Genomic DNA, 22,580 nt, shown 5'->3' on the forward strand with positions numbered 1-22,580 from the left:
CCATCAGTTCGACCTCAGCATGCAGCCTAACTAGTAGTCAGGATATGACCGAGCCAGAAGACCCCAGCCGTGAGCGTCTCAAGCACCATTTTGCCCAGCGGGTAATTCATCAGGCACGTCAAATTCTTGAGATCTGGCAGCGCCTGCAACGCAGCGAATGGTCGACCACTGACTTGTCCGAGCTCAGTGAGGCCAACCTGCGCCTGCTGCGTTTTGCCGAGCGCTTCGAGCAGCCGGAACACGGCCAGCTGGCGCACCAGATCGGCGCTTCACTCAAGGCGGTGGACGACAACCGCGGCCGACTGAGCAGCCACCTGATCACCGAACTCAACCGTTTGATGCAGCGCCTGTCGCGCACCGGGCTGCGCCAGGGCGACCAGCTGGAACAAACCCTGCTGCCGCCGATGCGCAAGCCGATCTACGTGATGCTGGCCGATCACGACCGCGCCGACCGCCTGGCCAAGCAGCTGGAATTTTTCGGCTTGAGCGCCCAGTCCCTCGACAGCGTGGCGGCGTTTCGCTCATCCATGGCCGAGCGCTTGCCGGCGGCCATTGTGATGGATGTGGATTTCTGCGGCACCGGCCTCGGCCTGAAGCTCGCCGCCGAAGCCCAGGAAGGCCTGGAGCAAAAGCTGCCACTGCTGTTTTTCAGCCTGCACGAAACCGACACCCCCACCCGCCTGGCCGCCGTGCGCGCCGGCGGCCAGGAGTTCCTCACCGGCACCCTGGAGGCGTCGAGCCTGCTGGAAAAAATCGAGGTACTGACCTGCGTCGCCCAGTACGAACCTTATAAAGTGCTGATCATCGACGACTCGCGGGCCCAGGCGATGCACACCGAGCGCCTGCTCAACAGCGCCGGCATCGTCACCCGCACCCTGATCGAACCGATCCAGGCCATGGCCGAGCTGGCGGACTTCCAGCCCGACCTGATCATCCTCGACATGTATATGCCGGCCTGCACCGGTACCGAGCTGGCCAAGGTGATCCGTCACAATGACCGCTACGTCAGCGTGCCGATCATCTACCTCTCGGCAGAAGACGACCTGGACAAGCAACTGGACGCCATGAGCGAAGGCGGCGACGACTTCCTCACCAAGCCGATCAAGCCCCGGCACCTGATCACCACCGTACGCAACCGCGCCGCGCGGGCACGCAACCTCAAGGCGCGGATGGTGCGCGACAGCCTCACCGGGCTGTACAACCACACCCACATCCTGCAACTGCTCGAAGACTGCAGCTTCCGCGCGCGCCGCGAGAGCAAGCCGCTGAGTTTTGCGATGCTCGACATCGACCACTTCAAGCGGGTCAACGACAGCCACGGCCACCCCATGGGCGACCGGGTGATCAAGAGCCTCGCGCTGTTTCTCAAGCAGCGCCTGCGCAAGACCGACTATATAGGCCGTTACGGCGGCGAAGAATTTGCCATCGTGATGCCCGACACCGACCTCGACAGGGCTTGCCAAGTACTTGACGAGATTCGCGGGCGCTTCGCCGAGATTCACTATCCCGCCCAGCCCCAGGATTTGTGGTGCACGTTCAGTGCCGGCGTGGTGGAGCTCTGCGACGGCTCCGACAGCCTGATGATGGCGGCCCAGGCCGACGAGGCCCTGTACCGCGCCAAGGATGCCGGGCGTAACCGGGTGATGTCGGCGCGTGCATCAAAGCAAAGTGCCACCTTTTCACCGGAATCCACCGAATCCGTCATAACTCTGTAATGGAAACGCAATAACTTCAGGCACTTACTTCTGCTGTCGGTTGAAACCACGCATGCGCCTGAAGCTGCTGACGAATCTGAACACCCTCCTTCTGGTCGCCGTTTGCCTGGCCCTGGGCGCTACGCTCTGGTGGTCGCAACGTGCCCTGGAACGGCCTTACCTGCTGATGGAGCGCTACCTTGGCCTGTCGCAGACGTTCCAGAACCAGGCCGCGCGCAATATCGACGATTACCTCGCCAGCGGCGACGCCCTGCGCCTGAGCGGCGCCAGCCAGAGCCTGGAAAACCTGTTGCAGCAGCTGGATGAGTTACCCGCAGAGCTGGCGCAAAACCTGCGCCCCAGCCTTGCCGACCTGGACACCTTCGGCAAGACCGACCTGCTGGCCGCCGGTAAGCTGGCCGGCGACCCGCAAGCCCTGTTGCTGCAAGCCGAACGCGAACTCGGTGCCAACCTGGAGCAACTGAACCAGTACGCCAGCGGCGTCAGTACGCCCGAGGCGGCGCGCTATCTGCCGCCGTTGCTCGCTGCGTCCCAGCACCTGGCGAAACTCTCCCTCGCCCGGGACAAGCTGGTGAGCAGCGGGCGCAGCGAACTGGCCGACGATGTGGAGCGCGAAGTCAGTAATATCCGCAGCCAGGCTGACGTGCTGGGGCAGCTGCCATTACTGGGGGTGACCGCCAGCAGCGAGTCCAGTACCGACGATTTCTCGGCCATGATGGGCCTGGAAAACACTGAAAAAACCGTGGCCCAGGACACCGGCGTCGACCTCAAGCGCGAACTCAACAGCCTGCTGACCCGCTACCCCGCCGAGCTGAAACGCACCCGCGAACAAATCCAGCAACGCACCGAACTGGCCACCGCCACCCACCTGAAAATCAACGCCGTGCAGCAAGCCATCGCCGGGCTGGAGCCTGTGGTGCGCGCCCAGCACGCGCAGATCCAGGGCGAAGTGCGGCTGATGCAAGGCGTGATGATCGGCCTGATTCTGCTGATCGCCCTCTTGATCGACACCTTGCAGCGGCGCCTGGCGCGGGTGCTGACCAACCTGGCGCCGGCCTTGTCCACCTGGGCCGAAGGTGACTTCAGCCAACACATTGCCCTGGGCAAGACCAACCGCGAACTGCACGATATCGAAGAGTCCCTGAACCGCCTGCGCGCCTACCTGGTGGACCTGGTGGGCACCATCAGAGGCAACGCCGAGCAAGTGGCCGGCAGCAGCAGCGCGCTGGCGGAGTTGAGCAGCGGCATGCACGACGGGGCCGAGCGCCAGGCCGGTGATACCGCGCAGATTCGCGATTCCCTGGGCGAACTGGAAGCGACTATCCAGCAGGTTGCCGGCGACGCCAGCCAGGCTGCCGAGGCCAGCCGCAGCGCGGGCCAGGCCGTCGAGCAGGGCCAACGGGTGATCGGCCTGAGCCTGACCGGGTTGCACGCATTGGTCGGCGAAGTGCAGATAAATGCGCAGATGATCGAGAAACTCGCCGAAGAGTCCGCGACCATCGGCGGCGTTCTCACGGTGATTCGCTCGATTGCCGACCAGACCAACCTGCTGGCGCTGAACGCCGCCATCGAAGCCGCCCGGGCCGGTGAAGCCGGGCGCGGGTTCGCCGTGGTGGCCGATGAGGTGCGCTCCCTGGCCCAGCGCACCGCTGGCGCCACCGCCGAAATCCAGCACCTGATCGCCGGCCTGCAAACCGCCGCCCGACAATCGGTGGAAGGCATGCGTGCCCAGGTCGAACACGCCGAGGCCACTGCCGAACAAGCCCAGGCGGCTGACGGCGCGCTGGATGAAATCGTCGGGGCGATCCAGACCATTTCCGACACCGCCGTGCGGATCGCCGATGTGACGGCCCAGCAAAGTGGTGCCGTGAGTGAAATCCGCGATAACAGTGAGCGGATTCACCAGCTGGGCGAGGACAACTTGCTGCGAATTGGCCAGGGACGCCGCCAGGGCGAGCACTTATTGGTACTAGGCGGGCAACTCAATACCGCCGTGCAGGCATTCCGCGTCTGACCGGCTCTCCCGTCTTGTGAAGATCAAAATGTGGGAGCGGGCTTGCTCGCGAAGGCGGCGCACCCGTCAACGCATGTGGCGGCTGAACCACCGCCATCGCAGGCAAGCCAGCTCCCACACTGACCGGATTCAGCCTTGCGGTCACATATTTTGCGCAATCCTCGCTAATCGTGCTGCCTACTGCATAGAACTGGACAGTCACAAAGCCTTTGCGGCATAGTCGCCGGGTTCTACCGTGCCCACATCAATAACAAGGAACAGCCGATGGCGACCTTACTGGTTCTTCACGGACCCAACCTGAACCTGCTCGGCACCCGCGAACCGGGCGTCTACGGGGCAGTGACCCTCGAACAGATCAACCTCGATCTGGAACGACGGGCACGTGATGCCGGCCACCATCTGCTCTACCTGCAAAGCAATGCCGAGTACGAACTGATTGATCGCATCCATGCCGCGCGCAGCGAAGGCGTGGACTTTATCCTGATCAATCCCGCCGCTTTTACGCACACAAGCGTTGCATTACGTGACGCGCTGCTGGCGGTGAGCATCCCATTCATCGAAGTGCATTTATCGAACGTGCACAAACGCGAACCTTTCCGCCATCACTCTTACTTCTCCGACGTTGCGGTAGGAGTGATCTGCGGCCTTGGCGCCAGCGGTTACCGACTGGCCCTGGAGGCCGCCCTGGAACAGCTTGAAGACACGGCCAAGCGCCCCTGACCGACCCTTTGGGAGTTGATGATTCATGGATATCCGTAAAGTTAAGAAACTGATCGAACTGCTGGAAGAATCCGGTATCGACGAGCTGGAGATCAAGGAAGGCGAGGAATCCGTACGGATCAGCCGTCACAGCAAGACCCCGGCCCAACAGTTCTACGCACCACAGATGCAAGCGCCGGCTCCGGCCGCTGCACCCGTGGCGGCTGCTCCGGTCGCGGCTGCTGCCGAAGCCCCTGCGGCTCCAAAACTGAACGGTTTCGTGGTCAAGTCGCCAATGGTCGGTACCTTCTACCGCACCCCGGCACCGACCTCGCCAGCCTTCGTTGAAGTCGGCGCAACCGTGAAAGTGGGCGACACCATCTGCATCGTTGAAGCGATGAAGATGATGAACCACATCACGGCGGAAAAAGCCGGCGTCATCGAATCCATCCTGGTAGAAAACGGTCAGCCGGTTGAGTACGACCAGCCGCTGTTCACCATCGTTTGAACCGCGGAGCGCCTTCGATGTTGAAACCTGCGAAGAAACTGCAAAAAGTCCTGATCGCCAACCGCGGCGAGATCGCGCTGCGTATCCTGCGCGCCTGTAAGGAAGAGGGCATCAAGACCGTCGCTGTTTACTCGACGGCCGATACCGAATTGATGCACGTGAAACTGGCGGACGAAAGCATCTGCATCGGCCCGCCACTGGCCACGAACTCGTACCTGAAAGTCTCGAACATCATCGCCGCCGCTGAAGTGACCGGCGCTGATGGCATCCACCCCGGCTACGGCTTCCTCGCGGAAAACGCCGATTTCGCCGAACAGGTGGAGAAATCCGGGTTTGCCTTCATCGGCCCGAAAGCCGAAACCATTCGCCTGATGGGCGACAAGGTATCGGCCAAGGACGCCATGATCGCGGCCGGCGTACCTACCGTTCCAGGTTCCGACGGCCCGCTGCCTGAAGACGAGGCAACCGCCCTGCGCATTGGTCGCGAAGTCGGTTACCCGGTGATCATCAAGGCCGCCGGTGGCGGTGGTGGTCGCGGCATGCGCGTGGTGCACAAGGAAGAAGAACTGATCGAAGCCGCCAAGCAGACTCGCTCGGAAGCTGCCGCCTGGTTCGGCAACCCGATGGTCTACCTGGAAAAGTACCTGACCAACCCACGTCACGTGGAAGTGCAGGTACTGTCCGACGGCCAGGGCCACGCCATCCACCTGGGCGACCGCGATTGCTCGCTGCAACGCCGTCACCAGAAGGTACTGGAAGAAGCGCCGGCACCGGGCCTGGACGAAACAGCTCGCCAGGAAGTACTGGCTCGCTGCGTCAAGGCGTGCATCGACATCAACTACCGTGGCGCGGGCACTTTCGAGTTCCTGTACGAGAACGGCCGTTTCTACTTCATCGAGATGAACACTCGTGTGCAGGTAGAGCATCCGGTTTCGGAGATGGTCACCGGTATCGACATCGTCAAGGAGATGCTGAGCATCGCCGCTGGCAACAAGCTGTCGTTTACCCAGGATGATGTGAAGATCCACGGCCACTCCCTGGAGTGCCGGATCAACGCCGAAGACCCGAAAACCTTTATCCCAAGCCCTGGCCTGGTCAAGCATTTCCACGCGCCCGGCGGCAACGGCGTACGTGTGGACTCGCACCTGTACAGCGGCTACAAGGTTCCGTCCAACTACGACTCGCTGATCGGCAAGCTGATCACCTGGGGCGCCACCCGCGACGAGGCCATGGCCCGTATGCGTAATGCCCTGGACGAAATTGTGGTAGACGGCATCAAGACCAACATCCCGCTGCATCGGGACCTGGTTCGCGATGAAGGCTTCTGCGAAGGTGGTGTGAACATTCACTACCTGGAACACAAGCTGGCTAATCAGTAAGCGAAGTGCTCCACCCAACAAAACCGCCTTCGGGCGGTTTTGTTGTTTCTGCCCACCCGATTTTTCTGGATGGATACATTCCCCTTGTGGGAGCGGGCTTGCTCGCGAATGCGGTGTGCCAGTCAACACATCCATTACTGACACACCGCATTCGCGAGCAAGCCCGCTCCCACATTTTGTTCTGTGTACACCAGCAGTACAGTCGTCTTCTGCTGTTCGCTCGCGTAAACTTGCGCGTCTTTCGCAGCCCTACCCCGCTGCACACTCATTTTTTCAAAGGTGCCCGCCATGCCTTGGCTGCAAGTCCGTCTCGCCATCAGCCCAGAACAAGCCGAAACCTACGAAGACGCGTTCCTCGAAGTGGGCGCCGTGTCGGTGACCTTCATGGACGCCGAAGACCAGCCGATCTTCGAACCCGAGCTCAACACCACCCCGCTGTGGTCCCACACCCATCTGCTGGCCCTGTTCGAAGACGGCACCGATGCCGCCAGCGTCCTGGCCCACATGGAACTGCTCACCGGCGGCCCGCTGCCGGAGCATCACAGCGAAATCATCGAAGACCAGGACTGGGAACGCAGCTGGATGGACAACTTCCAGCCAATGCGTTTTGGCCAGCGCCTGTGGATCGTGCCGAGCTGGCATGCCGCCCCCGAGCCTGACGCCGTGAACCTGCTGCTGGACCCGGGCCTGGCGTTCGGCACCGGCACCCACCCCACCACCGCGCTGTGCCTGGAATGGCTCGATGGCCAGGACCTGAAAGACTGCAACGTGCTGGACTTCGGCTGCGGTTCGGGGATCCTGGCGATCGCCGCCCTGCTGCTGGGCGCCAAGGAAGCGGTCGGCACCGATATCGACGTGCAAGCCCTGGAAGCCTCCCGCGATAACGCCGGGCGCAATAACATCGCTGAAGAGAAATTCCCGCTGTACCTGCCGGAGCAATTGCCCCAGGTGCAAGCCGACGTGCTGGTGGCCAATATCCTCGCCGGGCCGCTGGTTTCCCTGGCGCCGCAGCTGTCGAGCCTGGTCAAACCGGGCGGCCGCCTGGCGCTGTCGGGCATCCTCGCCGAACAGGGCGAAGACGTTGCCGCCGCCTACGCCCAGGATTTTGAGCTGGATCCGATCGCCAACCGCGATGGCTGGGTACGCATCAGTGGTCGTCGGCGCTAGAATGAGCGCCTGCATGAATCGGATGGCCGCATGACCGACAGTTTCGTCACCCAGTGCCCACACTGCCAAGCACGCTTTCGCGTCAACCACGCTCAATTGAGCGTGGCCCGTGGCGTGGTGCGCTGTGGGTCGTGCCTGCAAGTGTTCAATGCCGCTCGCCAACTGCTGGAGCAGCGCGCCAATGCGCCCGCGCCCCAGGCACCACCTGCGGCAGAGCCGCCGGCAGCCGTAGAACCGCCACCCCAAGCGCCGCGAGCCATCAGCCAGAAGCAATGGACCGCCGAAGAGCTGGACCTGGATAACCTGGACCTCGACGTAGAACTGGCCAAGCTGGAACGCCGCGAGATCCAGCACACCCAACCCGTGGGTGCCGACCGTCGCCAGCCCGGCGCCGATCGTCGGCAAAAGGAAGATGCCCTCAGCGCCAGCCGTGATACGGCCAAGGCCGAGGAAGAGCAATGGGCCTCCAGCCTGTTCAGCGAACCCCGGGATGAACGGGCCCAAGCCCCGCAAACGGTCGACGAGGAACCGCAACCGGCCAAGGCAAGCCCAGGCAAACCCAAGCGCACCGAACCGTCGATGTCGTTTGAAGCGGTCGAGCCGGACGACGAACCACCGCTGCACACAAGCCCCACCGATGACGAACTCGACCCACCGGTAACCGCCGTAGCGGACGAGCCGGAACCCGAACAACCGGAACGCCCGCAGCCCAAACGCAAGCGCCCTCGCCCCGAGGCTGGCGCCCACGACGACCTGCTTTCGGACCTGGAAGACGACCCGCTGCACCTGTATTCACAGAAGCGTTCCTCCGGCTGGGGCCGCCGCCTGTTCTGGGGCTTGCTGGTGCTGCTGGCCGCCGCCGGCCTGGCGGGACAATACGTCGCCTACCAATTCGACGACCTGGCACGCCAGGACGCCTACCGTCCATGGTTCCAGGAACTGTGCCCGAAACTGGGCTGCACCGTGCCATCCCGGGTCGATATCGCCCACATCAAGAGCAGCAACCTGGTGGTGCGCAGCCACCCGGAGTTTGCCGGTGCCCTGGTGGTGGACGCGATCATCTATAACCGCGCGACATTCTCCCAACCGTTCCCGCTGCTGGAGCTACGCTTTGCCGACATGAACGGGAATATGATCGCCAGTCGTCGCTTCAAACCCGCCGAATACCTCAGCGGCGAGTTGGCAGGCGTGACCGAGATGCCCTCCCAGACGCCGATCCACATTGCCCTGGACATCCTCGACCCGGGCAACAAAGCGGTGAATTACAGCCTGAGCTTCCACTCCCCCGAGTGAAACGGCTGCCTGGCCGGTGCTTGACGGCAGATTATTGACTGCATCGCCTTTGACCAAACCTGCGGCGATAAGAAAATAACTGCTCAGATTTTATCCAATTCAGCCTTTATCCAGTCATCGAGAGCGGGTATCATGCCAACCCTTTTTCGAACTCTAATGATCCGGCCCCACAACAGGGAAGTCCTATGTCGGCGGTACGCATCGGCCCATACACATTGCACAACGGCTTGATCCTCGCCCCGATGGCGGGCGTCACCGACCAGCCCTTTCGTCAGCTTTGCAAGCGTTTGGGCGCAGGGCTTGTAGTCTCGGAAATGGTCACCAGCGACATGAGCCTGTGGAACACCCGCAAATCGCGGATGCGCATGATCCACGAAGGTGATCCCGAGCCCCGCTCGGTACAGATCGCCGGCGGTGATGCGCAGATGCTGGCGGATGCGGCCCGGGCCAACGTGGAGTTGGGGGCGCAGATTATTGATATCAACATGGGTTGCCCGGCCAAGAAGGTCTGCAACAAGGCCGCAGGTTCTGCCCTGTTGAAGGATGAGCAGTTGGTGAGCGAGATCCTGCATGCCGTTGTCGCTGCAGTGGATGTGCCGGTCACCCTGAAGATCCGCACCGGTTGGGACCGGGACAACAAGAATGGCCTGACGGTGGCGAAGATCGCCGAGCAGGCGGGCATTACAGCGCTGGCGGTGCATGGCCGCACCCGCGCCGACCTTTACACCGGTGAAGCCGAGTACGACACCATTGCCGCGATCAAGCAGGCGGTGTCGATTCCCGTCTTTGCCAACGGCGACATCGACTCAGCCGAGAAAGCCCGGCGCGTGCTGCACGCGACCGGCGCCGATGGCCTGTTGATTGGCCGGGCTGCCCAGGGGCGGCCGTGGATTTTTCGTGAGATCGAGCATTTTCTGCGTACCGGCGAAACCTTGCCGGCACCGGAGCTGATCGAGGTGGAACGTATTCTGCTAGAGCATCTGGCCGCCCTGCACGCTTTCTACGGAGACGTGATGGGAGTACGCATTGCTCGCAAGCATGTGGGCTGGTATCTCGCAACCTTGCCGGGCGCCAGGGAGTTTCGCGCCCACTTCAATCGTTTGGATGATACGGAAGCACAGTGCGCCAACGTTCGTGAGTTCTTCTCCGAGCGTTACAAGAGCCTGGTGACAGGGGACGGAGAAGGGGTGGCCGCATGACGATGATGACCGAGACTTTAGTGAGTGGAACAACACCCGTGAGCGACAACGTCAATTTGAAACAGCACCTCAACACGCCGAGCGAAGAAGGCCAGACCCTTCGCGGGAGTGTCGAGAAGGCGCTGCACAATTATTTCGCCCACCTTGAGGGCGCTGCCGTCACGGACGTGTACAACCTGGTGCTCTCCGAAGTCGAAGCGCCGTTGCTCGAAAGCGTGATGAACTACGTCAAGGGCAACCAGACCAAGGCCAGTGAGCTGCTCGGTCTGAACCGTGGCACGCTGCGCAAGAAACTCAAGCAGTACGATTTGCTGTAAGCATTCAATCAAACCAGAAAGGCGCCCGCGTAAAAACGGACGCCTTTTTTGCTGACTCCTTTGCTTTTGATGGAAATTGAAATGACCGACCAGACTACCCGCCTGCCGATCCGCCGTGCCTTGATCAGTGTCTCCGACAAGACCGGGATCCTCGAATTTGCCCGGGAGCTGGAAGCCCTGGGCGTGGAGATTCTCTCCACCGGCGGGACCTTCAAACTGCTGCAGGACAACGGCGTGGCCGCAGTGGAAGTGGCGGACTACACCGGTTTCGCAGAAATGATGGACGGTCGGGTCAAGACCCTGCACCCGAAAATCCACGGCGGGATCCTCGGTCGTCGCGGTATCGACGACGCCATCATGAGCGAGCACGGCATCAAGCCGATCGACCTGGTGGCCGTTAACCTGTACCCGTTCGAAGCCACCATCAACAAGCCAGGCTGCGACCTGCCGACCGCCATCGAAAACATCGATATCGGCGGCCCGACCATGGTTCGCTCGGCAGCCAAGAACCACAAAGACGTGGCCATCGTGGTGAACGCCAGCGACTACGCCAACGTACTGGAAAGCCTGAAAGCCGGCGGCCTGACCTACGCCCAGCGCTTCGACCTGATGCTCAAGGCCTTCGAACACACCGCTGCCTACGACGGCATGATCGCCAACTACATGGGCACCGTGAACCAGGCCGCTGAAACCCTGAGCACTGAAGGTCGCAGCCAGTTCCCGCGCACCTTCAACAGCCAGTTCATCAAGGCTCAGGAAATGCGCTACGGCGAGAACCCGCACCAGAGCGCGGCGTTCTACGTTGAGGCCAAGCCTGCTGAAGTCGGCATCGCCACCGCGACCCAACTGCAAGGCAAAGAGCTGTCGTACAACAACGTGGCCGACACCGACGCCGCGCTGGAATGTGTGAAGAGCTTCGTCAAGCCAGCCTGCGTGATCGTCAAGCACGCCAACCCGTGCGGCGTGGCCGTGAGCCCGGACGCTGAAGGCGGTATCCGCCAGGCGTACGAACTGGCCTACGCCACCGACACCGAGTCGGCCTTCGGCGGCATCATCGCCTTCAACCGTGAGCTGGACGCCGAGACCGCCAAGGCGATCGTCGAGCGTCAGTTCGTTGAAGTGATCATCGCGCCATCCGTCAGTGAAGAGGCTCGCGCCATCGTTGCCGCCAAGGCCAATGTGCGCCTGCTGGCGTGCGGCGAGTGGTCGGCCGAGCGTGCCGCTGCCTGGGACTACAAGCGCGTCAACGGCGGCTTGCTGGTGCAGAGCCGCGACATCGGCATGATCGGCAGCGCCGATCTGAAAGTGGTGACCAAGCGCGCCCCGACCGAACAGGAAATCAACGACCTGATCTTCGCCTGGAAAGTCGCCAAGTACGTTAAATCCAACGCCATCGTCTACGCCAAGAATCGCCAGACCATCGGTGTCGGCGCGGGCCAGATGAGCCGCGTGAATTCGGCACGCATCGCTGCGATCAAGGCGGAACATGCCGGCTTGCAGGTGCAGGGTTCGGTGATGGCGTCCGACGCATTCTTCCCGTTCCGTGATGGCCTGGACAACGCCGCGAAAGCCGGTGTTACCGCCGTGATCCAACCGGGCGGCTCGATGCGTGACGCAGAAGTGATTGCAGCGGCTGATGAAGCCGGCATTGCCATGGTCTTCACCGGCATGCGCCACTTCCGTCACTGATTGCTCGTTCCCACGCTCTGCGTGGGAATGCAGCCCGGGACGCTCCGCGTCCCAAAGCGTGACGCAGAGCGTCACAAGAGGCATTCCCACGCAGAGCGTGGGAACGGTCAGAATTCAGCGTCATCCGAGGTTTTTGAAATGAATGTTTTGATCATTGGCAGCGGTGGCCGTGAACACGCCCTGGCCTGGAAAGTTGCCCAGGACCCACGTGTCCAGAAAGTTTTCGTCGCCCCCGGCAACGCCGGTACCGCCATTGAAGCCAAGTGCGAAAACGTCGCCATCGACGTGTTGGCCCTTGAGCAACTGGCGGACTTTGCCGAGAAAAACGTTTCCCTGACCATCGTCGGCCCGGAAGTGCCCTTGGTAGCTGGCGTTGTGGACCTGTTCCGCAGCCGCGGCCTGGACTGCTTCGGCCCAACCGCCGGCGCTGCCCAGCTGGAAGGCTCGAAAGCCTTCACCAAGGATTTCCTGGCGCGCCACAAGATCCCGACCGCCGACTACCAGAACTTCACCGAGATCGAGCCGGCCCTGGCCTACCTGCGTGAAGTCGGTGCACCGATCGTGATCAAGGCCGACGGCCTGGCCGCCGGTAAAGGCGTGATCGTCGCGATGACCCTGGCTGAAGCCGAAGACGCCGTGCGCGACATGCTCGCCGGCAATGCTTTCGGTGAAGCCGGTTCGCGCGTAGTGATCGAAGAGTTCCTCGACGGCGAAGAAGCCAGCTTCATCGTAATGGTCGACGGCAAGAACGTACTGCCGATGGCCACCAGCCAGGACCACAAACGCGTGGGTGACGGCGACAGCGGCCCGAACACCGGCGGCATGGGCGCTTACTCCCCTGCTCCGGTAGTGACTGCCGAAGTGCACAAGCGCGTGATGGACCTGGTCATCTGGCCAACCGTGCGCGGCATGGCCGACGAAGGCAATGTGTACACCGGTTTCCTGTACGCCGGCTTGATGATCGACAAGGCCGGCAATCCGAAAGTCATCGAGTTCAACTGCCGCTTCGGCGACCCGGAAACCCAACCGGTGATGCTGCGCCTGCAATCGAGCCTGGTGCTGTTGGTTGAAGCTGCGCTGGCCCAGGCCCTGGACAAGGTTGAAGCCCAGTGGGACCCGCGCCCGAGCGTCGGCATCGTGCTGGCCGCCGGCGGCTACCCGGCCGACTACGCCAAGGGCGATGTGATTGAAGGTCTGGACGCGGCTGCTACGCTGGAAGGCAAGGTGTTCCACGCGGGCACCGCGCTCAAGGATGGCAAGGTCGTCACCGCCGGTGGTCGCGTACTGTGCGCAACCGCCATGGGCAGCAGCGTAGATGCCGCCCAGCAACAGGCTTACAAGCTGGCGGCGAAGATCGACTGGAAAGGCTGCTTCTACCGCACCGACATTGGCTACCGCGCCATTGCCCGTGAGCGTGGCGAAAGTCAGTAAACAGCTATCCGTTCGGTTAGGCAGGGGCCTCTGGCCCTTGCCCTACGCTTGTGGCCCCGCGCATAGTTATACCCATGCATCAACCTACGAAGGGATTTCGCCGTGCGCTGGCTCAGGATCGCCATAGGTTTCACTGTCAGTCTGCTGACCTTGCTCTGCTTGCTCCCGGCCCAGGCCGCCGCACAAGGCAGTGGCTGGGCAGTATTGCTTGATGAACAGGCCGATCTGCAACTGAGCGACATCCGCTCGCCCCGCTACATCAATCAATTCAGCCCCATCGAACTGGACCGGATTACCGCCGCGCAACCGGACGGTGCGTTGTGGGTACGCTTCAGGCTGCAACCCGGCAAACACGAGCAAGTGCTGCGGGTATTCGCCCCTGACCTGTCACACCTGAACCTGTATGTACTCGACGGCGACACCCTGGTGGAGCAGGAAGCTACCGGCACCCGCCAGCCCCAGGCCGAGCGCCCGCTGCCCAGCAGCGACTTCATGCTGCCGATGCCGCAAAGCCAGAAGCCGCTGGACGTGTACCTGCGCATGGTCTCGGAACACGAGCTGCGCCCCTACATCACCCTTGAGCCGGCCGTGCTGGCTGCGGCCAACCAGAACCAGACGCTGATCTACGGGCTGCTGTTCGGTTGCCTGGTGATGCTGATCCTGCACAACCTCACCCGCTACGCCTACCATCGCTCCCGCAGCAGCCTGTGGCTCGCCGCCTGCGAATTGCTGTTGCTGCTCAGCCTTGCGCTGCTGCTCAACGTGCTGGGCCCGTGGTTGCCGAACTGGCACGCGGTACAAACCCCCGGTGCCTACCTCGCCCTGCTGCTGACCGCGCCGTGCGGGCTGATGTTTGCCTACCGCTTCTTTGCGCCACTGGGCCCGCATCCGCTGAACAAGCTGTTGATGGCCGACATCCTGCTGATCGTCCTGACCGGCCTGTTGCTGCTGTTCGTCAACACCTTGCCCCTGAACATCATCACCTACGCCCTGGTGGCGCTGGCCGGCCTGAGCATGTTGTTCGTCTCGGCCTATCACTGGCAAAAGGGCTACCGCCCGGCGCGCCTGTTCATGCTGGCGATGGTGATCTTCAACATCGGCACGCTGATTATTCTCCCGGCCTTGCTGGGCCTGACGCTGGTGCCGCCACAAGGCTTGATCATCACCCTGCTCGGCTTTATCTGCCTCAGTGGCCTGTTGATGAGCCTGGCCCTGGGCGAACGCCAGCGCGCCATCACCGAAGACAACTTCAGCCTCAGCCGCGACCTGGCGGCCAGCAACGCCGAAATCGCCGCCAAGGCCGAATTCCTGGCGAAGATCAGCCACGAAATTCGCACCCCCATGAACGGCGTGCTGGGCATGACCGAACTGCTGCTGGGCACCCCGCTTTCAGTCAAGCAACGCGACTACGTGCAAACCATCCACAGCGCCGGCAACGAACTGCTCACCCTGATCAACGAGATTCTCGACATCTCCAAGCTGGAATCCGGGCAGATCGAATTGGACGATGTGCAGTTCGACCTCAACGCGCTGATCGAAGACTGCCTGAGTATTTTCCGCGCCAAGGCCGAGCAGCAGAACGTCGAGCTGATCAGCTTTATCCAGCCCCAGGTACCCCGGGTGATCAGCGGCGACCCGACGCGGCTGCGCCAGGCACTGTTGAGCCTGCTGGAAAATGCCCTGCAAAAAACCGATGAAGGCGAAGTACTGATCGTCGTCGCACTGGACGAGCGCAGCAGCAAACCGCGCCTGCGCATTGCCGTGCAAGACAGCGGCCTGCCGATGGAACCCGCCGAGCGCGACGCCCTGCTGCACAGCGAGTTGCACAGCAAGAACTTCCTCTCTGCCACCCGCCTGAGCGGCCATCTGGGCCTGGTCATTGCCCGCCAGCTGATCCTGTTGATGAACGGCGAATTCGGCATCAAGAGTGGCAGCCAGCAAGGCAGCACCCTGTGGCTGACCTTGCCGCTGGACCCGGAACGCCTGGAGCACCCGACCTCCGACCTCGACGGCCCGCTCAAGGGCGCGCGCGTGCTGGTGGTGGACGACAACGACACCTGCCGCAAAGTGCTGGTGCAGCAATGCACGGCCTGGGGCCTGAACGTGAGCGCCGTGCCTTCGGGCAAGGAAGCCCTGGCGCTGCTGCGCACCAAGGCGCACCTGCGGGACTATTTCGACGTGGTGCTGCTGGACCAGAACATGCCCGGCATGACCGGCATGCAACTGGCGGCGAAGATCAAGGAAGACCCGAGCCTGAACCACGACATCCTGCTGATCATGCTCACCGGCATCAGCAATGCGCCGAGCAAGATCATCGCGCGCAACTGCGGGATCAAGCGCATCCTCGCCAAACCCGTGGCCGGCTATACCCTCAAGACCACCCTTGCCGATGAGTTGACCCAGCGCAGCAAGGGCTCCGTGCAACCACGCCAGCCGGCGATCAGCGCGCCGGCCCCGGTGACCGTGCCGAGTGACTTCCGGATCCTGGTGGCGGAGGACAACAGCATCTCCACCAAGGTGATTCGCGGCATGCTCGGCAAGCTCAACCTGCAGCCCGACACCGCCAGCAACGGCGAAGAAGCCCTGCAGGCAATGAAGGCCCAGCGCTACGACCTGGTGTTGATGGACTGTGAAATGCCGATCCTCGACGGCTTCTCCGCGACCCAGCAACTGCGCGCGTGGGAAGTCAGCAACCAGCGGATTCGTACGCCAATCGTGGCACTCACCGCGCACATTCTTTCGGAACATAAAGAGCGTGCACGCCAGGCCGGGATGGACGGGCACATGGCCAAGCCGGTGGAGTTGTCGCAATTGCGCGAGCTGGTGGAGTACTGGGTGGCACAGCGCCAACAGCGCCCTGAGCACGCTCCCACCTGACCCATGCATGACGCAGATCAAAATGTGGGAGCGGCGGTGCGACGATTCGACTTGCTCGCGAAAGCGGTGTGTCAGTCAAACATGTATTGGCTGACACACCGCTTTCGCGAGCAAGTCGAATCGTCGCACCGCCGCTCCCACACTGGATTGTTGTCGCTTCACAGATAGCGCTCAGCCACAGGCCTGATAAACTCCCGCTCGCCCTCCTTCGCTGCGAGCTCCCACCATGCTCCACGTGCTATTCAGCGTTTACCTGAAGATGCTGGTGCTCTACAGCCCCTTCTTCGTGCTCTCCTGCTTTATCAGCCTGACTCGCGGTTACTCCAGCAAGGAGCGGCGGCGCCTGGCCTGGAAAGTGGCCCTCGCCACCCTGGTATCGAGCGTGTTGCTCTACCTGTTCGGCCGGGTGATTTTCAGTGTGTTCGGCATCACCGTCGACGCCTTCCGCATCGGCGCAGGCAGTGTGCTGTTCATCTCGGCCCTGGGCATGGCCCAGGGCAAGTCAGCGGTGCAGACCGACAACGTGCAGCAGGACGTGACCATCGTGCCGCTGACCATTCCCCTGACCGTCGGCCCCGGCACCATCGGTGCGCTGCTGGTGATGGGCGTCAGCCAGCCGCACTGGGACGACAAGATCACCGCGATCCTCAGTATCGCCCTGGCCAGCCTGACGGTGGGCGTGGTGCTGTACCTGTCCAACCGTATCGAACGCATCCTCGGCGACCAGGGCTTGCAGATTGTCAGCCGGTTGATGGGGCTGTTCGTGTGCGCCCTGGCCGCACAAATCATCTTCACCGGTGTACGCGGTTACCTGGTGCCGTAGATCAAATCCTGTAGTTGGCGATAGCCAGGCGGACCTTGTCCCCTGCGCTGTCCCGCAGCAGTTGAATCGTGTCTTCGTTGACCACCGAGCTGTTCAGCACCAGGCACGTGCGGCCACTGAAGGCCTCGACGGATGCACTGTCCCACTCCAGAAACGGTATGCCCAGTTGCTTGCTGACGCCGTGGGAGCTGTACGTCACCAGCACCATCGAAACTTCCCCGGCGATTTCCGAGCAGGACGCCAAGCCGAAATCGCCACCGTCACGCGTGGTGGTATTTCGCTTGAATAACTCAAATGAGGCCGGGAGCTGCTTCAAGGCTTCAACCGCCTCCGCCACCCGTTTGGGCAATACACTGATCAGCGGCCCCGACAGAAACGTCGAGGCCACGGTGGCCGCCATCAGGTTCAGCGCCGCCAGCTGTACCGACAGCCCCTTGCGAGAGGTGTACACCCGCTCGAAACTGCTCCTGACCGGCATCCAGCCGAGGCTGCTCATGACCTTGATGAATTCGTTGTACCAGGCCTCTGTGCCCCGGGCGACCCGCAGCACATCGCTGACGTAGCTGCTCGCCAGCAAATAGCTTTTGCGGGTGTACTCCTTGTTGAGGCTGGTCATGCCTTGCACAAACGACATGACGCTGTTGTTCACCACCGCCGCGTCCAGCTCATCATCCGCCTCGGGCTTCACCGGCGCGCTCAACCCCGACGCCAGGCCGGGCGCGCCCGGAAGCCGGTAAGCGGCAATCAGCTTCCTCCTTTTTGCGCTGTTGATCCGTTTGTTGTTTCGCTCCATAGCCATTTCTCCATAACCCCCAACATGGGGCTCAACGCCAACACTAGTCGACTTGCCGGGGATTTTGAGCTGCTGGAAATTGACCACGGGACGCGCCGCGACCCGCAGGAAAAATCACTGCAGGCGGCGCAGCTGAGTAAACGCTGGGGATGAGGCGGCGGCACACAAAAGCGCCGTGCTTTTCTTCAAGCCGTAGAGAAAGGTATGACTTGAGCCGATGCAAAAAAACCTCGGCAAGCAGACCTTTCCGGCATCAATGACTGACGTTTCAAGGCGGCCCCATGGCGGGGCCGCCGTTGTTTTCAGGAGGCGGGTTTCTCGCCGTACCAACGTGGCGTGTAGACCCACTCGCCACCACCTGCCCGCGCAAAGACGCAGGTGGTGGACGAACCGATCAGCACCATGGTGCGCATGTCCACCTGCTCCGGCGTCAGTTGCCCCAGGGTGGTGACTCGCAGGGTCTGGCCCGGGCGACCGATGTCACGGCCCAAGACCACCGGTGTTTCAGGCGTGCGGTGCTGCGCGACGATTTCCAGGGCGCGTCCCAACTGCCAGGGCCGCGCACGGGAAATCGGGTTATAGAACGCCAGCGCCAGGTCGGCCTGGGACGCCAGGTCCAGGCGCTTCTCGATGATCGACCAGGGTTTGAGGTTGTCCGACAGTGACATCACACAGAAGTCATGCCCCAGCGGGGCACCTGCCTGGGCCGCCGTGGCGAGGGATGCCGACACGCCCGGCAAAATCTCCAGGTCGACCTGATGCCAGGCCGGGTCGCTGGACTCGTGCAAGGCTTCGATCACCGCGGCGGCCATGGCGAATACACCCGGGTCACCCGAAGACACCACCACCACCGAACGCCCCTGCGCCGCCAGCTCAAAGGCATGACGCGCGCGCTGCATCTCTTCGCGATTGTCGGTGCAATGCTGGATCTGGTCCGCGCGGAACGGCCCGGCCATGCGCACATAGGTTTCGTAACCCAGCACGTCAGTGCAGCGGGCCAGCTCGGCTTTTACTGCCGGAACCATCAGTTCGGCAGCGCCGGGGCCCAGACCGATCACCGCGAGGCGGCCACGGGGACGACCGATCAGGGACAGGTCCAGAGGAGCCTCGGCCACCGTGATCGCGATGTCCGCCTGAAGCGCCAGATCGGCGAAGCGCAATGGCACGCCCAGCTCCAACGCCGCTTCGTGCAATGACGAATCGGCCATCTCCGTTTCAGCCGCCAGCAGGCAAGCCAGGGACTGCACGGCGAGCCCGGCATCCTGCAACGCCGCACGAATTCGCCCGGCCAGTTGCGGCCCCGGCTGGCAGGTAACCAACACCGTCTTCGGATAAATCAGCAACTCATTGGCCGCAGGTGTGCGCTCGGCACTGCCGACGTGAATCGCCAGGCGCGCCTGTTGATCCTGGGGCAAGTTGGCCTGATCCAGCCACGGCGCCGCGCCTTCGATGCGTACTGATTCGCCAGCCAGCAAATCCGAGACAAAGCGTTTGCCCAGCTCCAGATCCCCCAGCTGATAACCATGGGGCGGGTTAAGCAGGCAGGTACCAAAACGCAGCTCGCCACTGGTGGTGATCGCGGCGGCAACGTCCAGGGCAGCGGCGATTTCCCGCGCCATCACGTTTACACCACCGAGGCCACCGAGCAGCGGCACTACCGCGCTGCCGTCTTCGGCGACGGCCAGCACAGCAGGCTCGATGCCCTTCTCCAGCAGCAGCGGCGCCAGGGTGCGGATCACAATCCCGGCGGCACACAGGGCGATGATCGGCGTGCCCTGTTGATACAACTGGCGCACTGTGGCGCCGAATTCGTTATAGGCCTGATCTGCGCCCTCGACCCGCCCGGCCAGGCCGTGGATCAGTGCGTCGGGATACACCTGCTGGATAGCGCGGGCCGTGGCGAGGCTGCCCTGCCCCAGGATGACAATCGCGGGAGCCGTCATCAGCCTTGCCACCTTTCACCGGGAACGATGATCAGCGAGAAATACGGCGAGGACGTCGGATCGACCTGATCCAGGGCGACGATTTTCTGATTGGCCATGGTCGCGCGCTCGACGTACAACGCCCGGCTCGCCAATCCCAATTCTTCCAGTACCTGACGCACCTTGGTGAAGTTGCGCCCCAGCTTCATGATCACCGCCGCGTCGGCATCCGCCAGGCGACGCTTGAGTTCGTCATGGGGCAGCACGCCGGAAAGCACCGACAGGCTCTGGTTGCGGTACACCAACGGTGCGCCCAGTACAGAGGCGCCACCGAGCATCGAGCACACACCCGGGATCACCTGGGCTTCGTAGCGCTCGGCCAGGCGGTCGTGCAAATACATGTAGGAGCCGTAGAAGAACGGGTCGCCTTCACAGATCACCGCCACATCGCGCCCCGCGTCCAGGTGTGCCGCAACGTCGACACTGGCGGCGTCGTAGAAATCGCTGATCACTTGCTCGTAGGACAGCGGCGCCGGCAACACTTCAGTGGTCACCGGGTACACTAGCGGCATCAGGGTTTGCTGGGGCACCAAATGGTCTTCGATGATGCCGAAGGCGTTGCCCTTCTTGCCCTTGGCCACGAAGTACGCCACCACCGGCGATTCGCGCAGCAGGCGCAGGGCTTTGAGGGTAATCAGTTCCGGATCGCCGGGGCCTACGCCCAGGCCAATCAAACGTCCGCGTGCCGGCATTATTCGACCTCCGTGGCCAAGGCGTTGACCGCGGCGGCGGCCATCGCACTGCCGCCCAGGCGGCCCTGCATGATCACGAACGGTACGCCGCGGCTGTCTGCCGCCAGCATCGCCTTGGATTCGGCGGCGCCGACAAAGCCCACCGGGAACCCAAGGATCAGTGCAGGTTTTGGCGCGCCGGCGTCGAGCATTTCCAGCAGGTAAAACAGCGCTGTCGGCGCATTGCCGATCACCACCACACTGCCTTCCAGGTGCGGGCGCCACAGCTCCAGGGCGGCGGCGGAACGGGTGTTGCCCAGCTCGCGGGCCAACTCCGGCACGCTGTCGTCGCGCAGGGTGCAGATCACCTGATTGTTGGCCGGCAGGCGCGTACGGGTCACGCCTTCGGAGACCATCCGCGCATCACACAGGATCGGCGCGCCAGCGGCCAGGGCTTCGCGCCCGGCCTTGCCGGCACCTTCGGAAAATTGCAGGCCGTCGATGGCGTCGACCATGCCGCAGGCATGAATCACCCGCACCGCGAGTTTTTCCAGGTCGGCAGGGATGCGATCAAGCCGGGCTTCTGCGCGAATGATCGCGAAGGAGTTGCGATAGATCTCCTGACCGTCGCGGATGTAATCAATCATCGGTGTTGCTCCGTGGGTGAGCGCGCAACAAGGCGCCCGCCGCTTCAATAGAAAGAGTGCGCGCGTGCAGGCGGCCGAAACCGGGCAGGCCTGCGTCGCGAAAATAGAGGTCGTAGTGGCCGGGGCTTACCGCCAGCAGGGTGACCGGCGCGGTGTGTGCGGCCGCGCAGGAACGCGGGCAGCCGGACAGGTGCACGCTGTGGCCGGGCGCAAGCGCGGCCAGTTGCACGGCGTCGGCCTTGGTGTCGGACAGGCCTTTGGCGCAACCGCCGGCGCCGGTGCAGGCGATCATCCGTGCGAGGGGTTGGTCCACCGAACACAAAAAGCCAAGCTGTTCGAGGCGTTCGGTGACAGTCGCCGCATCCTGGATATTGGGCAGCAGCAGGCCTTGCCATGGCGTGACACGCAAGGTGGCGTCGCCATGGTCGACGGCCAACTGCGCTGCGCCCCTGAGCATCGCCGAATCCAGGCGGCCCAAGGGTGCGACGGCGGCGACGTAGACCTGGTTTTTTTGGCGCTGTGGATAACTTCCCAGGTGCAGCGGCGCGGGGTTGGAGTGCCTTGAATAGCCATCAACCGGCAGCAATGGCATATTCAGCTGCTGCAGGAAGTTATCCACAGCGGTTTCAGCCAGCAGGTGGCGCATACGGGTCTGATCAGGCCGGGCCAGTTCAAGGAACCGTTCCAGCACCGCCACCACCAGTGCATGCCCTTGCGCCAAAGGTACCGCCGCCAAGGGCGCATCCCGCGCCGGGCAGCCTGCCAGGCCGAATGCCAACAGCGTGTTGCCATTGGCATCGAAGGCTGACAGCCACAGGTCGTGATGATGCTCGAGCATCGCCAGGGCTTCACCGCCGTCCAGTTGCACGGCGAACTTGGCCGACAGCTCATGGAAACGCGGGTGGGTTTCCAGGGTGGTGAGGATCTGGTCGGCCAACGGTCGGGTATCGAACAGCATCTCGCGGTCAATGCCGGCACTGGGGCTGAGCATCAGGTTGCGCACATCATCACCGGCGGCACGCTTGGGGCCCAGGTCGGCGGCCAGCAAGGCGGCGATCAATGCATCCTGTTCGGCGCCGATCCCGCGAATTTGCAGGTTGGCGCGGTTGGTCGCCTCGATCACCCCGCCGGCATGGGTCTGGGCGGCGTCGGCCACGGCAAACGCCTGCTCGGCACGGATCGAACCGCCCGCCAGTTTGATCCGGCAAATCCCGCCATCCAACGCCTGGACAATACGCAGCAACCCCGGACAGGCCGAGGGACGCAAGGTATTGGACGGTGGTATTGATTTCACGGGGCTACCGGTTCACGGGTAAAGGCGCGGTATTATGCCTGCTTTGTCCGGCGGCATGAAAAGCCTGCCCGTCGGATGTCGT

Annotated in this window: 17 protein-coding genes and 1 pseudogene; 13 read left to right on the top strand and 5 right to left on the bottom strand. The window is 62.8% G+C overall.

Annotation, left to right across the window (positions count from 1 at the left end; translation table 11 throughout):
* The first annotated feature begins 44 nt into the window (after positions 1–44).
* The 13 genes and pseudogenes from HX824_RS15400 to HX824_RS15460 all read left to right on the top strand — a co-directional run bounded on the left by HX824_RS15400 (position 45) and on the right by HX824_RS15460 (position 17,111).
* Complete coding sequence (locus HX824_RS15400; RefSeq protein WP_177054776.1) at positions 45–1,715, top strand: PleD family two-component system response regulator; 1,671 nt, start codon at positions 45–47, stop codon at positions 1,713–1,715.
* Positions 1,716–3,234: 1,519 nt separating this feature from the next.
* Positions 3,235–3,729, top strand: a pseudogene (locus tag HX824_RS32965) (methyl-accepting chemotaxis protein); the annotation flags it as partial.
* Positions 3,730–3,993: 264 nt separating this feature from the next.
* A complete protein-coding gene (aroQ, locus tag HX824_RS15410) occupies positions 3,994–4,449 on the top strand; it encodes a type II 3-dehydroquinate dehydratase (protein WP_003217307.1) in 456 nt (151 codons plus the stop codon).
* Positions 4,450–4,474: 25 nt separating this feature from the next.
* A complete protein-coding gene (gene accB, locus HX824_RS15415) occupies positions 4,475–4,936 on the top strand; it encodes an acetyl-CoA carboxylase biotin carboxyl carrier protein (protein ID WP_003217309.1) in 462 nt (153 codons plus the stop codon).
* A gap of 17 nt (positions 4,937–4,953) precedes the next feature.
* Entirely contained in the window at positions 4,954–6,315 is a 1,362-nt protein-coding gene (accC, locus tag HX824_RS15420) for an acetyl-CoA carboxylase biotin carboxylase subunit (protein WP_003217312.1), read from the top strand.
* A 288-nt stretch (positions 6,316–6,603) separates the two neighbouring features.
* Entirely contained in the window at positions 6,604–7,482 is an 879-nt protein-coding gene (prmA, locus tag HX824_RS15425) for a 50S ribosomal protein L11 methyltransferase (protein WP_003217316.1), read from the top strand.
* A 30-nt stretch (positions 7,483–7,512) separates the two neighbouring features.
* Positions 7,513–8,775 carry a DUF3426 domain-containing protein gene (locus tag HX824_RS15430; protein WP_177028628.1) on the top strand — a complete coding sequence of 421 codons (1,263 nt, stop codon included), beginning with the start codon at positions 7,513–7,515 and terminating at the stop codon, positions 8,773–8,775.
* Positions 8,776–8,960: 185 nt separating this feature from the next.
* The gene (gene dusB, locus HX824_RS15435; RefSeq protein WP_003217321.1) at positions 8,961–9,974 is read left to right on the top strand and encodes a tRNA dihydrouridine synthase DusB; all 1,014 of its coding nucleotides are present in this window, start codon (positions 8,961–8,963) and stop codon (positions 9,972–9,974) included.
* Complete coding sequence (fis, locus tag HX824_RS15440; protein ID WP_003186237.1) at positions 9,971–10,291, top strand: DNA-binding transcriptional regulator Fis; 321 nt, start codon at positions 9,971–9,973, stop codon at positions 10,289–10,291. Before dusB ends, fis begins: the two co-directional genes overlap by 4 nt.
* 81 nt (positions 10,292–10,372) lie before the next feature.
* Positions 10,373–11,980 carry a bifunctional phosphoribosylaminoimidazolecarboxamide formyltransferase/IMP cyclohydrolase gene (purH, locus tag HX824_RS15445; RefSeq protein ID WP_003217323.1) on the top strand — a complete coding sequence of 536 codons (1,608 nt, stop codon included), beginning with the start codon at positions 10,373–10,375 and terminating at the stop codon, positions 11,978–11,980.
* 138 nt (positions 11,981–12,118) lie between these two features.
* A complete protein-coding gene (gene purD, locus HX824_RS15450) occupies positions 12,119–13,411 on the top strand; it encodes a phosphoribosylamine--glycine ligase (RefSeq protein ID WP_003217326.1) in 1,293 nt (430 codons plus the stop codon).
* A gap of 102 nt (positions 13,412–13,513) precedes the next feature.
* Positions 13,514–16,288, top strand: coding sequence for a hybrid sensor histidine kinase/response regulator (locus HX824_RS15455; protein ID WP_003217328.1), 2,775 nt, complete (start codon positions 13,514–13,516; stop codon positions 16,286–16,288).
* Positions 16,289–16,514: 226 nt separating this feature from the next.
* Entirely contained in the window at positions 16,515–17,111 is a 597-nt protein-coding gene (locus HX824_RS15460; protein ID WP_003217330.1) for a MarC family protein, read from the top strand.
* Between the two features lies 1 nt (position 17,112).
* Here the strand turns inward: HX824_RS15460 and HX824_RS15465 are convergent, their stop codons facing one another.
* The 5 genes from HX824_RS15465 to cobG all read right to left on the bottom strand — a co-directional run bounded on the left by HX824_RS15465 (position 17,113) and on the right by cobG (position 22,498).
* Positions 17,113–17,904 (bottom strand): hypothetical protein, encoded by a 792-nt coding sequence (locus HX824_RS15465; protein ID WP_102606174.1) that lies wholly within the window; start codon positions 17,902–17,904, stop codon positions 17,113–17,115.
* 302 nt (positions 17,905–18,206) lie between these two features.
* Complete coding sequence (gene cobJ / locus HX824_RS15470) at positions 18,207–19,847, bottom strand: precorrin-3B C(17)-methyltransferase (RefSeq protein ID WP_177054777.1); 1,641 nt, start codon at positions 19,845–19,847, stop codon at positions 18,207–18,209.
* Positions 19,847–20,578, bottom strand: a complete 732-nt coding sequence (locus HX824_RS15475; RefSeq protein ID WP_102606178.1) for a precorrin-2 C(20)-methyltransferase — start codon at positions 20,576–20,578, stop codon at positions 19,847–19,849. Before HX824_RS15475 ends, cobJ begins: the two co-directional genes overlap by 1 nt.
* Positions 20,578–21,204: a precorrin-8X methylmutase gene (locus HX824_RS15480; protein ID WP_003217338.1), complete on the bottom strand. Its 627-nt coding sequence runs from the start codon at positions 21,202–21,204 to the stop codon at positions 20,578–20,580. Before HX824_RS15480 ends, HX824_RS15475 begins: the two co-directional genes overlap by 1 nt.
* Positions 21,197–22,498: a precorrin-3B synthase gene (cobG, locus tag HX824_RS15485; RefSeq protein ID WP_371319415.1), complete on the bottom strand. Its 1,302-nt coding sequence runs from the start codon at positions 22,496–22,498 to the stop codon at positions 21,197–21,199. The genes HX824_RS15480 and cobG overlap by 8 nt, the downstream gene beginning before the upstream one ends.
* Between the last annotated feature and the right edge of the window lie 82 nt (positions 22,499–22,580).

Origin of the sequence: Pseudomonas sp. D4002 (assembly GCF_013385665.1) — a bacterium.
In the GTDB taxonomy this organism is placed as follows: domain Bacteria; phylum Pseudomonadota; class Gammaproteobacteria; order Pseudomonadales; family Pseudomonadaceae; genus Aquipseudomonas.

Coding starts and splice junctions, on each gene's coding strand:
- HX824_RS15430 (WP_177028628.1), top strand. CDS start 7,513: ATGACCGACAGTTTCGTCACCCAGTGCCCACACTGCCAAGCACGCTTT.
- HX824_RS15475 (WP_102606178.1), bottom strand. CDS start 20,578: ATGCCGGCACGCGGACGTTTGATTGGCCTGGGCGTAGGCCCCGGCGAT.
- HX824_RS15465 (WP_102606174.1), bottom strand. CDS start 17,904: ATGGAGCGAAACAACAAACGGATCAACAGCGCAAAAAGGAGGAAGCTG.
- purD (WP_003217326.1), top strand. CDS start 12,119: ATGAATGTTTTGATCATTGGCAGCGGTGGCCGTGAACACGCCCTGGCC.
- dusB (WP_003217321.1), top strand. CDS start 8,961: ATGTCGGCGGTACGCATCGGCCCATACACATTGCACAACGGCTTGATC.
- accC (WP_003217312.1), top strand. CDS start 4,954: ATGTTGAAACCTGCGAAGAAACTGCAAAAAGTCCTGATCGCCAACCGC.
- purH (WP_003217323.1), top strand. CDS start 10,373: ATGACCGACCAGACTACCCGCCTGCCGATCCGCCGTGCCTTGATCAGT.
- accB (WP_003217309.1), top strand. CDS start 4,475: ATGGATATCCGTAAAGTTAAGAAACTGATCGAACTGCTGGAAGAATCC.
- HX824_RS15460 (WP_003217330.1), top strand. CDS start 16,515: ATGCTCCACGTGCTATTCAGCGTTTACCTGAAGATGCTGGTGCTCTAC.
- HX824_RS15400 (WP_177054776.1), top strand. CDS start 45: ATGACCGAGCCAGAAGACCCCAGCCGTGAGCGTCTCAAGCACCATTTT.
- aroQ (WP_003217307.1), top strand. CDS start 3,994: ATGGCGACCTTACTGGTTCTTCACGGACCCAACCTGAACCTGCTCGGC.
- cobJ (WP_177054777.1), bottom strand. CDS start 19,847: ATGACGGCTCCCGCGATTGTCATCCTGGGGCAGGGCAGCCTCGCCACG.
- prmA (WP_003217316.1), top strand. CDS start 6,604: ATGCCTTGGCTGCAAGTCCGTCTCGCCATCAGCCCAGAACAAGCCGAA.
- HX824_RS15480 (WP_003217338.1), bottom strand. CDS start 21,204: ATGATTGATTACATCCGCGACGGTCAGGAGATCTATCGCAACTCCTTC.
- fis (WP_003186237.1), top strand. CDS start 9,971: ATGACGATGATGACCGAGACTTTAGTGAGTGGAACAACACCCGTGAGC.